An 11407-nucleotide genomic window follows, 5' to 3' on the forward strand; every position below is an offset into this window, starting at 1 on the left:
CCGCAGATCGAGGTCACCTTCGACATCGACGCCAACGGCATCGTGCACGTGTCCGCCAAGGACAAGGGCACCGGTACCGAGAAGTCGATCGTCATCTCCGGCGGCTCGTCGCTGTCGAAGGAAGACATCGAGCGCATGGTGCGCGAGGCTGAGGAGCACGCGGCGGAGGACAAGGCGCGCCGTGAGGCCGCCGAGGTCCGCAACCAGGCCGAGACCCTCGCGTACTCGATCGACAAGCTGATCACCGAGAACGACGACAAGCTGCCCGAAGACGTGAAGACCGAGGTCAAGGCCGACGTCGACGCGCTCAAGACGGCGCTGGCCGGCGAAGACGACGAGGCTGTGAAGACCGCGTTCGACAAGCTCAACCAGTCGCAGTCCAAGCTCGGCGAGGCCATCTACGCCTCCTCGCAGGCGGATGCCGCTGCCGGCGCTTCGGCTGACGGCGAGGCCCCGGCCGGTGACGCTCCCTCCTCTGATGAGGACGTCATCGATGCCGAGGTCGTCGACGACGAGGACGAGAAGAAGTAATCATGACGGATAAGAACTTCGACGAGAACCAGTTTCCTGAGTCCGCCGAAGGTCGCAGCGAGGGGTCGGATGCTCAGGCATCCGGCCCCGCGCCGCACCACCAGGACTCCCGTGAAGCGGCAGCCGCCGAGGGGTCGGACGAGACCCCCGTCGACGGTGCGCCGGACGACCTCACGGTCGACGACATCCTCGGCGCCACGCAGACCGGCGAGGCCGCGGCGGAAGACGCCGTGCTCGCCGACCTGGAATCCACGCTGCTGAACGACCTCAAGCGCCTCCAGGCCGAGTACGCCAACTACCGTCGCCGCACCGAGGAGCAGCGCCAGGTCGAGAGCGAGCGCGCGAAGGGCGAGGCCGCCAAGGGTCTCATCCCCGTGCTCGACGACCTCGACCGCGCCGCCCAGCACGGCGATCTCGTGGAGGGGACTCCCTTCGCCGTGATCGCCGACAAGGTGCGGCTGGTCGTGGAGCGTCTCGGAGTGGTCGCGTACGGCGAGAAGGGCGAGGAATTCGACCCCCAGCGTCACGAGGCCATCTTCCAGCAGCCGACTCCCGGCGCAGAGAAGACCACCGTGCTGGAGGTCGTCGAGGTGGGCTACCGCCTCGGTGATGTCGAGCTGCGCCCCGCGAAGGTCGTCGTCGCCGTCCCGGAAGGGTAGGTGATCGATGGCCAGCCAGGATTGGTTCGACAAGGACTTCTACAAGACCCTCGGGGTCTCCAAGGACGTCAGCGATGCGGACCTGAAGAAGACGTATCGCAAGCTCGCGCGCAAGTATCACCCGGACTCCAATCAGGGTGATGCCAAGGCCGAGGCGAAGTTCAAGGAGATCAGCGAGGCCTACTCGGTGCTCTCCGACGCCGAACAGCGCAAGGAATACGACGAGATCCGCGCCATGGGCTCCGGCGCTCGCTTCACGGCGGGCGGCCAGGGCGCAGGCGGCTTCGAAGACGTGTTCAGCCGTTTCGGACAGCAGGGCCGCGGGCAGACCGCCGACTTCGAGGACATCTTCGCGATGTTCAACCAGGGGCAGGGCGCGAGCTTCGGCAACGGTCGCTTCGGTCAGCCGAGCGGCGGTTACCGTGGCTTCGGTGGTCCGCAGCGCGGTGCCGACGTCACGGCCCGCACCACGCTCGACTTCATCACCGCCGTGCAGGGCGAGACCATCTCGCTGCAGGGTGAAGACGGCAAGCCGTTCAAGGTGAAGATCCCTGCGGGTGTCGCCGACGGCCAGAAGATCCGTCTGCGCGGCCGCGGTCGTCCCTCGCCCGATGGCGGAGAGAGCGGCGACATCGTGGTGCAGATCGCGGTGCGCCCGCATCCGGTCTTCACCCGCGACGGTCTCAACCTGCGAGTCGTCGTCCCGGTGACGTTCACCGAGGCCACTCTCGGGGCGACCATCGAGGTGCCCACCCTCGGCGGCGATGTGGTGAAACTCCGCGTCGCACCCGGCACCCCCTCCGGGCGGGTGCTGCGGGTCAAGGGCCGCGGTGTCACCACCTCGAAGGGCACGGGCGACCTGCTCGCCGAGCTTCAGGTCGCGGTGCCCACGCACCTCGATGAGGCCGCACGCGAAGCGCTGGAGAAGTTCCAGGAACTCGAGCCCACGGAGAACCCGCGGGCCGAGCTGATGGCGAAGGCACGGCGATGACCGGTCGTCGAAGCGGACACCGGGGGCGGAGGCGTTCATGATGAATGCCGACACCCCGGTGTTCGCGATCGCCGCCGCCGCAGAACTCTCCGGCCTCCATCCGCAGACCCTGCGGCAGTACGACCGCATCGGCCTCGTCGTCCCCGGGCGCACCTCGGGGGGCTCGCGCCGCTACTCGACACGCAACATCGAGCAGTTGCGCGAGGTCGCTCAGCTCTCCTCCGAAGGAGTGAGCCTTCCCGCGATCGCTCGCCTGCTCGATCTGGAAGACGAGAACAGGGCGCTGCGTAATCGCATCACCGTGCTCGAGAGCGCGCTGCGCACCGAGCGCGAGAGCCGTCCGGGCGTGCGCGTGTTCGCCGCCGGGTCCGCGGGCGTCGTGCCCATGCCGACCGGTCGCCGCCTTCGGCGCTCGACCGAGGTCGTGCTCTGGGACCCGCGCGGGAGCGCCTAGGTCACTCGCGATGGGTGGTGTGTATCCTGTCAACAGTTAACAGGAGGTCACCATGACGCAGACCGTCACGCGCGGAGAATCCCTCGGCGCCCAGGTGGCGCGGGTGCTTCGCCAGCGCATCGTGCGCGGCGAACTCGCCCCGGGCGCACGCATCACCGAAGAAGCGCTCGCCGAGGAGTTCTCGGTCAGTCGGGGACCGGTGCGCGATGCCCTGACGCAGCTGAGCTTCGAGAAGCTCGTCGAGGTGCAACGTCCGCGCGGGGTCTACATCGTCGGACTCACCCGCGACGACGTCGATCAGCTGTACAGCCTTCGGGGCGCTCTCGAACAGCTCGCCCTCTCTCGAGCGATGCGCGTCGACGACGACGAGCGCTGGGAGGCCATCTCCGCCGCCGTCGCGCGGATGGCCGAAGCCGCCGATGCCGGAGACCACGCGGCGTTCGTCACCGCCGACCTCGAGTTCCACTCGCAGATCTACGCGCTCGCCGATCACCCGCGCCTCGAGGGGGCGTGGAACCAGTACCTGCCGACGTTCACGGCGCTGCTCGAGGTCACGATCAATCATGACGAGGATCTCCATGAGTCGTCAGACGATCATGTGAAGCTGCTCGAGGTCATGCGCACCGGTACCCAGGAAGCTGCTGCCGAGGTGTTGAGCGCCCACCTCGACGGTGCACGCGAGCGCATGCTGCACGAGGTGGGCGGACGCTGACCGTCAGATCGACGGATCGTTCGGATGCGCCTGCAGCCGACGCACCAGCTCCCAGGTGTTGCCGCGGGCTGTCGCCGAATGGCTGAACTCGTCGAGAGCGGCCTGCGCCAGAGCGAGACCGCGTCCGTTCTCGCTCGCCTGCTCGGGCATCACGACGCCGTCCCAGTCGATCGTCGCCGGTTCCGCCGAGTCGACGACCTCAGCGTGCAGCGCACCGTCGGAAGCGCGCACATCCACGCTCATCGTCACGTCGATGCCCCGGCTGTGCTGTGCGATGTTGGTCGCGACTTCGCTGAGCGCGAGCGTGAAGAGGGTGCGGTCTTCGGCGGGGACGCCGGGCGCGCGTATCCAGAGCCGGTCGAGCTCATCCAGGACGCGGTCGACGAGGGCGAGTTCTGCCCGCCCGTCGATGTGGAAGCCCGGCGGTTCAGCTGCCATCGAACGCCGATTCCGGCGTGGGGTAGTCGCGAAGCACGCGATCGAGGTTGGTGAGGTGCAGGACCGTCTTCACTGCGTCGGGCACGGCGGCGATCCGCAGGTCTCCGCCTGCGACCCGGGCGCTCTTGAGGCCTCCGACGAGGGCGCCGAGTCCGGAGGAATCCACGAATTCCGTGCCACGTAGATCGATCGCGATGCGGGGCTGTCCTGCGGTGACGAGGTCGCTCACCGCGTTTCGCAGCAGCGGCGCGCCCGAAGCGGTCAGCCGCCCCGTGATCGCGATCACGGCATAGCCATCCCTGTTCTCAGTGCTGACGTTCATTCGACTCCTTCTCGAGGGCGCGGGCGGCCGGTCCGCGGTAGCGGGCGGCCTGGATGATGACGCTGAGCACGACCAGGTCGTACAGCACCCAAGCCGTGTTCACGATCGTGCCGGTGCCGTCGGCGGTTCCGATGATCACGCGGGTGATGCCGATGATGAGGGCGATCGCGAGCATCGCCATCGCGGTGAGCTGGGGCCAGATCTGCCCCCAGGGGATGCCGCGGGGGTCGCGGCCGTCCTTCCGCGTGACGGCGAAGGAAAGCGGGCGGCCGAGTGCGACGTTGGCGAATGCCGTCCAGCAGGCACGGATCCATACCGGGAACAGTGCGAGCGAGTACTGCTGCCCCCTCCAGGTGCGCACGCCCTTCGCGACCACGAGGAACAGCGCCTGATTCACGAGGAAGTACGGCAGGAAGCGGGCGAAGAAATCCAACGACCAGGCGGTGACCGGAAGCACCCCCCACACCAGGTAGACGACTGGGGCCACGAGATAGACGATGGCGGCGAATCCCGACAGGTACGTCCACATCGTGGAGAAGTACATCAACCGCTGTCCGGCCGAGAGGCCCCGTTTGACGAGCGGGTTGTCCCGCAGCATCACCTGCAGAGTGCCCTGCGCCCAGCGCAGTCGCTGCGTCAGCATCGTGCGCAGGTCTTCGGGAGCGAGACCGTGCGCCAGGATCTCGTGGTGGTACACGCTCTTCCAGCCGAGGGCGTGCAGCTGCATGGCCGTGGCCATGTCCTCGGTGACCGAGATCGTCGCGAGGGGGAGGATGGGCTGTGCCTCGTCGCCACGGTCCAACCGCAACGCGTCCAGCAGACCCCGCACAGCGGCGACGGCGGTGACCGGGGAGAGGTCGGAGGCGGCGAGGGCATCGAGGCCGGCCTCGTCGACGATCACCGCGCCCAGCTCGGCGTCCTGCTGCAGCGGAAGGGCGCCTATCTCCGCCAGGTCAGCCCTGATGCCGTCCATATCGTGCGCGATGAGGATGCGTGAGGCATGGTCGACCGACTCGCGCACCCGCGCGGCGACATCGGCGACCGATTCTCCGGCCGCGAGTTCCTTCCGTCCGCGGCTGATCGCGATGCGCAGCGCCGACAGCTCCGTCGCCAGGGCGGAATCCGCTGCGGTCTGCGCTTCCCGCGCGATCAGGGTCTCGGCGGCCTTGAGTGCCCGGGAGGCCGAGTCGGTGACGTCGCGCACATACCCCACGATCCCGCGTCGCATCAGGGCTTCGCGTCGCAGCACGGCGTTCGAGCCGCAGAAGAAGGCGGCGTTCCATCCGTCCTTGCCCTGCTGGATCGGACCGTAGAACAGCGGCGCCTGGCTGCCCAGCGGATCGGCGTCATCGACGTTCACGAACCACTGCGGCGTCTGCACGAGGGCGACCTCCTCGTCGTCCGCGAAGTAGCCGAGCGTGCGATGGAGGATCAGTGGATCGGGAACCTGATCGGCGTCGAGGATGAGGAGGAACTCGCCGTCGGTCTGGAACAGTGCGCTGTTCAGGTTGCCAGCCTTGGCATGCCGCGGCTTTCCCGTCCACTCCTCCGAGCGCGTGAGGTAGCCGACCCCCGCCACTCGGGCTTCGGCCTCCAACTCGGGGCGCGAGCCGTCGTCGAGGATCCAGGTCGAGTGGGGGTAGGCGATGTTCTTCGCCGCGCGGGCGGTCGTCATCACCAGAGCCACCGGTTCGTCGTACGTCGTGATGAACACGTCGACTGTCCCCTGCGGCGGCGAGACGGGGGCCGGCCGCTCGCGTGCGCGCCACATCGTGAGGCAGAACAGGAACGTGTCGATCAGGCTGTAGGTCTCGGCGATCACGAGGGGCACGGCGATCCACCACGCCGACCAGTTGACCGATTCGAGCCAGCGCCATGCCACGTAGTTGACACCGAGCAGCACGGAGAGCAGGGCGAGGATGCGGATCGCCGCGAACCGGGCCGTCATGCGTCCCTCCGCACCACCACGACGGTGATGTCGTCCGTCGCGCGATCGTCGGCGGCGAGTCGCAGCGCCTCGCGCACCGCACCCTCCGGGCCGAGCGCTCGGAGCACGCGCTGCACATGGGCGAAGGGATCGTCGTCGTCGAGCACATCCAGCAGCCCGTCGCTGCAGCAGATGAACGTGTCGCCGGGTTCGAGCCGCGTGGTCATCGGCACGCGGGCATCGACGACGCCCATGCCCATCCCGAGCGGCAGGTTCTTGGAGCGCAGGTGCGTCCAGGAACCGTCGGCGCGGATCACGAAGGCGAGGTTGTGCCCGGCGTCGATCACGTCGAGATCGCCGCTCTCGGGTCGCAGCTCGGCGACCATGGCGGTGACGAACATCGCCGTGTCGGCGAGGTCCTCTTCGAGCAGACGATCGACATCGGCCACGGAGACGGCGAGCGAGCGCTCGGGGGCCGTCCGCAACGACGCTCGCACGGTCGCGGCGACGAGTGCGGGGCCGGTGCCCTTGCCCATCGCGTCGGCCACTGTGATGCGCAGCGCCCCGCCGTGCGTCGAGAAGTCGTAGTAATCGCCCGCGAGCATGCCGCGCGGCGCGGCGCCCGCAGCGATCGTGTAGCCGTCGAGCTCGGGGTTCGAGCGTGGTCGCAGCGCGCGCTGGAGAACAGCCGCGTGGTCGATGTCCTGGTCCTGGGCGAGCTCGGTCTGCACCCAGAACGCCAGGTCGCGCAGCAGGTCGCGCTGCGCTTCGGTGAAGGTGTGGGGCTCGGTGTCGAGCACGCACAGGGTGCCGACAGGCTCGCCGCCGGGCGCGTGCAGCGGGTGGCCGGCATAGAAACGCAGGTGCGGGTCCCCGGTGACGAACGGGTTGTCGGCGAAGACATCGGTGATGAGGGCGTCTTCGACCACCACGGTCGCGTCCTGCGACACGGTGTAGTCGCAGAAGGAGTCCTGCCGGGGGGCTTCGTCTCCGCCCAGCCCGATCTGCGCCTTGCGCCATTGTCGATCACGATCGATCAGCGAGACGCTGACCATCGGCACGCCGAACATCTCCTTCGCCAGCCGTGCCACCCGGTCCACGCGCTCGTCCGGTGGTGTGTCAAGGATCCCCAGTTCCTCGAGCGCTGCCTGTCGCCGCCGCTCGTCGAACATGTGCTCCGCCCCTCCTACGGTCGCCTTCGGCCATCCTAGAAGGAACGCATGGCCGATGGGACGCCACTCACGCACCCGCCAGTGGTGACTGTTAACAGTCAACACTGCTACGGTCGGGGAGTCGACAACAGGGTCGACCCACGTAGAGGAGCAAAGATGCCCCGCAAGCGCATCACCCGGGCGGCCGCCGCGATCGCCGCCCTCGCAGCCACCGCTCTCATCGTCTCGGCCTGCACCAAGGTCGAAGAGGGCGAAGAAGCCGGATCCGCCTTCCCCGAGAACGACATCCGGCTCATCATCCAGGCCAACCCCGGTGGAGGATCCGACCTCTCGTCGCGCGCGCTCGCCACGGAGCTGGAGAAGATCCTCGGCGTCAGCGTCATCCCGGAGAACATGCCCGGTGCCGCCGGAGCGCTGGCCATGGAGTACGTGGGCGCGCAGGATCCCGACGGCTACGTCATCGGATTCGCGCCCGTCGAGATCGCGATGCTGAACACCACCCAGAGCGCCAACGTGCTGCCGGACGATTTCGACCTGCTCGGCCAGATCATGCTCGCCCCCGGTGTGGTCACGGTCGGCGCGAACAGCGGGATCGAGACCCTGGAAGACCTGGTCTCTCGGGCGAAGGCGAGTGCCGTGACGGTCGCCAACTCCGGCGCCGGCTCCATCTGGGAGGCGGCCACCATCGGGCTCGGCGACGCGACGGACGCCGCCTTCACCCCGGTGCCGTACGACGGCGGAGCGACAGCCGTCGCAGCAGCGGCATCGGGTGAGACCGTCGCCGCCGTCTCCGGCCTCGGCGAAGCCCTGGCGCAGGGTGAGGCCGTGCGCATCCTGGCTGTCATGAACGACGTGCGCCACCCCGACGCGGAAGACGTCGAGACGGTCGAAGAGGCCATCGGCGAAGACGTGATCTTCGGCGGTTGGGGCGGCATCTACGCACCCAAGGGGCTCCCTGACGACGTCAAGACCGCGCTCGAAGCCGCCGTGAAGGAAGCCGTCGAGTCCGACAGCTACCAGAAGTTCCAGGCCGACGCCGGAAACCTGGTCGTGTACCGCGACTCCGCCGAGTGGACCACCTTCGTCGACGAGCAGTTCGACCTCTTCAAGGACCTCCTGGGCTGAGAAGACCGGGTCGCCGACGCTGCGGGGGCCGGGCTCATCACCGGCCCCCCGCAGCACCCACCCTCACTTCTCGGATCAGGAAAGGAGCACCGTGTCGACCTCTGCATCGGACGGGTCTGCAACGCACGCTTCCGTCGCCGCCACGGACGACGGATACCAGGGCGCCTCAGCCTCGCGTCCCCTCGAGATCGTGTTCGCGGTCGTCGCCCTCGGGTTCACCGCCGGCTACCTCTTCCTCGCAACGCAGATCCCGCTGCGCCGCGAGGCCGCCCCCGGGCAGATCGACGCCCGCTTCTGGCCCCTCGTCATCGGGGTCACCGGCGTCGTCATCGCCATCGCGCTGCTCGCGGTCGCGATCACCCGTCCGGCCCCCACCCGTGAAGACGTCGAGCGCATCCAGCCAGGAGGCTACCTGCGCGTGATCGCCACCCTCGCGATCACCGGCGCCTTCATCGCGCTGTGGTCGCTGGGTTCGGTCATCCTGTTCGGCTACCGCATCGAGGTCTTCCCGATCGCCGCCGCTCTGCTGATGGCCGCCCTCATGCTCCTCTACGGCCACCGCCGCTGGCTGAGCCTCGTCATCTACTCCGCCTCCGTCACGGCGTTCGTCTACGTCGTGTTCGGGATGCTCCTGAGGATCCCCCTGTGAACGCGCTCATGGAGGGGCTGAACTCGCTCCTCGACATCTCGATCCTGCTCTACATGCTCGTCGGCCTCGTGCTCGGGTTCATGGTCGGAGCGTTCCCCGGCATCACCGCGACCATGGCCGTCGCCCTCGCCGCCGGCTTCACGATGACCCTCGAGCCCGTGCAGGGACTCGCCGTGCTGCTGACGATCTACGTCGCGGCGAACTTCGGCGACCGGGTGCCGTCCATCCTGATCAACACCCCGGGCACGCCCGCGTCCATCGCCACCACCCTCGACGGGTATCCGATGGCGAAGCAGGGCAGGGCGGGTCTCGCGCTCACCGTCTCGGCGATCGTCTCGGCGGTCGGCATCCTCGCCTCGCTCGTGCTGTTCGCGGTCGCGGCCGTGCCGATCGCCAGCTTCGCCCGCGACTACTTCAAGTCGCCCGAGCTGTTCGCGCTCGTGGTCTTCGGCATCGCGATCATGATCGGCATCTCGTCGAAGTCGATGCTCAAGGGCATCCTCGCCGGACTCTTCGGCCTCATGCTCGGCAGCGTCGGCACGTACGCGGCCACCGCCGACCAGCGCTTCACCTTCGGGATGCTCGAACTCGTCGAGGGCGTCAACTTCATCGCCGTGATCATCGGACTCTTCGGCATCGCCGAGCTGTTCGACCAGTTGCTCACGCATCGGAAGTCGGCCGTGCGCCCGATCTCGAGTCTCGGCCGCTGGTGGCCGAACCGTGCCGAGCTGAAGCAGAGCGGGCGCGCGACCGCGGTCGGCGGCGCTGTCGGACTCGGCGTCGGGCTCATCCCCGCGGCCGGTGGGGACATCGCCGGACTCATCGGATGGGAGCGGGCACGCAAGGCGTCGAAGCACCCCGAGATGTTCGGCAAGGGATCGATCGAGGGTGTCGCCGCCTCCGACACCGCCTCCAGCGCCACCCTCGGCGGCTCCCTCACGACGACCATGGCCCTCGGCATCCCCGGCGACTCGGTGATGGCCGTGATGATCGGCTCGATGATCATCTGGGGCATCACCCCCGGTCCCACGCTCTTCACCAACCGCCCCGACCTGGTCGTCTCGATCGTGGGCATCATGCTGATCGCGACGATCCTCTCCCTCGCGCTCAGCCTGGTGCGCATGAAGGGCATGGTGAAGCTGCTCGACGTGCCGCAGCCGTATCTGTGGAGCGGCATCCTGATCTTCTGCATCATCGGCACCTATGCCACCTCGAACAGCCTCTCGACGGTCGTGACGATGCTCGTCTTCGGTGTGATCGGAGTGCTGCTCAAGCGCATGCAGGTGCCGGCCGGTCCGGTCGTGCTCGGCCTCCTGCTCGGACCGCTCGCCGAGGAGAACCTCGCCCGCACGCTGGCGATCCTCCCCACGCGTCCGTTCTTCGAGGTGGTCAGCCCCATCGCGCTCGTGCTGCTCGCCCTGGCCGTGCTCTCGATCGTGATGCCGGCCATCCGCGCCGCCCGGAGGCCCCGTGCCGAGCGCGCCTCGCTCGCGGACTCGATCCTGCACGACGACAGCATCCAGCAGATCGAGAAGGCGCACGACGAGCTCGCAGCCCAGCCCGATCTGCTCACCTCCACCGTCCGCAACATCGACACCTCAGGGCGTCGTGCCCGCAAGACCCGCAAGAACTCCGAGGAGACCGAGAAGTGACCCGCTATGACATCCTGACCGCCGTGCCCACCGCGTTCCACCGCGACGGCACCCTCGACATCGAGGGCTCGCGTGCGATCTTCCGGTTCGTCGCCGACTCGGGGAACGAGGGAGCTTTCGTGCTCGGCACGACGGGCGAGTTCCCCGCCGTGGACGCCGACGAGTTCGCGGCCATCGTGGAAGCGGCGTTGGCCGAGCTGCAGGAGCGCATGCGCGTGGTCGTGCACGTCGGTCGCCCCAGCACCTTCGAGGCCGTGCGGCTGACCCGTATCGCCCGCCGACTGGGCGCGACCGAGTTCGCCGCGCTGACGCCGTACTACCTGCAGGCCACGGACGACGCGATCTTCGAGTACTACCGCGCGGTGTCGGAGGCCGTCGGGGACGGGCGGCTGTACGTGTACATCTACCCGGCCCGCAGCGGCAACCCGGTGTCGCCGGAGCTCCTCGCGCGTCTCGCACGACTGCCCAACGTCGTGGGCGCCAAGATCAGCGAACTCTCCCTCGACGACATCGCCGCCTACCGTGCCGTCGTGCCCGCCGACTTCGACCTCTACACCGGCGCCGACCGCGACCTGATCGCGGCCGTCGAGGTGGGGGCGCAGGGCGTCGTATCCGGGGTATCGTCCGTCACGCCGAAGCCGTTCCGCGCCCTCGCCGACGCCGGGCGGTCCGGGGACGCGGCGGCCATCGTCGCTGCGCAGGCCGCGGTCGACGATGTGGTCGCGCTCATCGGTGGCGACATGGCCCGCATGAAAGAGGCGTACCGCGTCCTCGA

The 11407-nt window shown here is 68.5% G+C and carries 13 protein-coding genes; 9 read left to right on the top strand and 4 right to left on the bottom strand.

What is annotated here, in order from left to right:
- From B2869_RS14705 to B2869_RS14725, 5 genes are all read left to right on the top strand, one after another.
- A partial coding sequence (locus tag B2869_RS14705; RefSeq protein WP_292768107.1) for an Hsp70 family protein occupies positions 1–531 on the top strand: 531 nt, incomplete at its 5' end.
- A 2-nt stretch (positions 532–533) separates the two neighbouring features.
- Positions 534–1190, top strand: a complete 657-nt coding sequence (locus B2869_RS14710; RefSeq protein ID WP_021201688.1) for a nucleotide exchange factor GrpE — start codon at positions 534–536, stop codon at positions 1188–1190.
- A 7-nt stretch (positions 1191–1197) separates the two neighbouring features.
- Positions 1198–2181, top strand: coding sequence for a DnaJ C-terminal domain-containing protein (locus tag B2869_RS14715; RefSeq protein ID WP_021201689.1), 984 nt, complete (start codon positions 1198–1200; stop codon positions 2179–2181).
- 40 nt (positions 2182–2221) lie between these two features.
- Positions 2222–2635 (top strand): heat shock protein transcriptional repressor HspR, encoded by a 414-nt coding sequence (locus B2869_RS14720; RefSeq protein WP_167256169.1) that lies wholly within the window; start codon positions 2222–2224, stop codon positions 2633–2635.
- Positions 2636–2687: 52 nt separating this feature from the next.
- A complete protein-coding gene (locus tag B2869_RS14725; RefSeq protein ID WP_021201691.1) occupies positions 2688–3347 on the top strand; it encodes a GntR family transcriptional regulator in 660 nt (219 codons plus the stop codon).
- Between the two features lie 3 nt (positions 3348–3350).
- Here B2869_RS14725 and B2869_RS14730 read toward each other — a convergent pair whose 3' ends face one another.
- Genes B2869_RS14730 through B2869_RS14745 form a run of 4 tightly spaced genes read right to left on the bottom strand, consistent with a single transcriptional unit; the run spans position 3351 to position 7206 of the window.
- Positions 3351–3785: an ATP-binding protein gene (locus B2869_RS14730; RefSeq protein WP_292768116.1), complete on the bottom strand. Its 435-nt coding sequence runs from the start codon at positions 3783–3785 to the stop codon at positions 3351–3353.
- A complete protein-coding gene (locus B2869_RS14735) occupies positions 3775–4107 on the bottom strand; it encodes an STAS domain-containing protein (RefSeq protein ID WP_021201693.1) in 333 nt (110 codons plus the stop codon). The genes B2869_RS14730 and B2869_RS14735 overlap by 11 nt, the downstream gene beginning before the upstream one ends.
- On the bottom strand, positions 4091–6055 hold the full coding sequence (locus B2869_RS14740; RefSeq protein ID WP_292768120.1) for a glycosyltransferase family 2 protein: 1965 nt from the start codon (positions 6053–6055) through the stop codon (positions 4091–4093). Before B2869_RS14740 ends, B2869_RS14735 begins: the two co-directional genes overlap by 17 nt.
- A complete protein-coding gene (locus B2869_RS14745) occupies positions 6052–7206 on the bottom strand; it encodes a PP2C family protein-serine/threonine phosphatase (RefSeq protein ID WP_292768122.1) in 1155 nt (384 codons plus the stop codon). The genes B2869_RS14740 and B2869_RS14745 overlap by 4 nt, the downstream gene beginning before the upstream one ends.
- A 156-nt stretch (positions 7207–7362) precedes the next feature.
- Here B2869_RS14745 and B2869_RS14750 point away from each other — a divergent pair, with 156 nt between their 5' ends.
- From B2869_RS14750 to B2869_RS14765, 4 genes are all read left to right on the top strand, one after another.
- Entirely contained in the window at positions 7363–8331 is a 969-nt protein-coding gene (locus B2869_RS14750) for a tripartite tricarboxylate transporter substrate binding protein (protein ID WP_292768125.1), read from the top strand.
- Between the two features lie 91 nt (positions 8332–8422).
- Positions 8423–8980, top strand: coding sequence for a tripartite tricarboxylate transporter TctB family protein (locus B2869_RS14755; protein WP_292768128.1), 558 nt, complete (start codon positions 8423–8425; stop codon positions 8978–8980).
- Positions 8977–10632 (top strand): tripartite tricarboxylate transporter permease, encoded by a 1656-nt coding sequence (locus B2869_RS14760; protein WP_292768131.1) that lies wholly within the window; start codon positions 8977–8979, stop codon positions 10630–10632. Before B2869_RS14755 ends, B2869_RS14760 begins: the two co-directional genes overlap by 4 nt.
- Positions 10629–11407, top strand: a 779-nt coding sequence (locus B2869_RS14765; RefSeq protein WP_292768134.1) for a dihydrodipicolinate synthase family protein, incomplete at its 3' end; no start/stop codon positions are given. The genes B2869_RS14760 and B2869_RS14765, both read left to right, overlap by 4 nt.

Source organism: Microbacterium sp. UBA3486 (assembly GCF_002377845.1).
Taxonomy (GTDB): Bacteria; Actinomycetota; Actinomycetes; order Actinomycetales; family Microbacteriaceae; genus Microbacterium; species Microbacterium maritypicum_A.

Coding starts and splice junctions, on each gene's coding strand:
- B2869_RS14710 (WP_021201688.1), top strand. CDS start 534: ATGACGGATAAGAACTTCGACGAGAACCAGTTTCCTGAGTCCGCCGAA.
- B2869_RS14715 (WP_021201689.1), top strand. CDS start 1,198: ATGGCCAGCCAGGATTGGTTCGACAAGGACTTCTACAAGACCCTCGGG.
- B2869_RS14720 (WP_167256169.1), top strand. CDS start 2,222: ATGAATGCCGACACCCCGGTGTTCGCGATCGCCGCCGCCGCAGAACTC.
- B2869_RS14725 (WP_021201691.1), top strand. CDS start 2,688: ATGACGCAGACCGTCACGCGCGGAGAATCCCTCGGCGCCCAGGTGGCG.
- B2869_RS14730 (WP_292768116.1), bottom strand. CDS start 3,785: ATGGCAGCTGAACCGCCGGGCTTCCACATCGACGGGCGGGCAGAACTC.
- B2869_RS14735 (WP_021201693.1), bottom strand. CDS start 4,107: ATGAACGTCAGCACTGAGAACAGGGATGGCTATGCCGTGATCGCGATC.
- B2869_RS14740 (WP_292768120.1), bottom strand. CDS start 6,055: ATGACGGCCCGGTTCGCGGCGATCCGCATCCTCGCCCTGCTCTCCGTG.
- B2869_RS14745 (WP_292768122.1), bottom strand. CDS start 7,206: ATGTTCGACGAGCGGCGGCGACAGGCAGCGCTCGAGGAACTGGGGATC.
- B2869_RS14750 (WP_292768125.1), top strand. CDS start 7,363: ATGCCCCGCAAGCGCATCACCCGGGCGGCCGCCGCGATCGCCGCCCTC.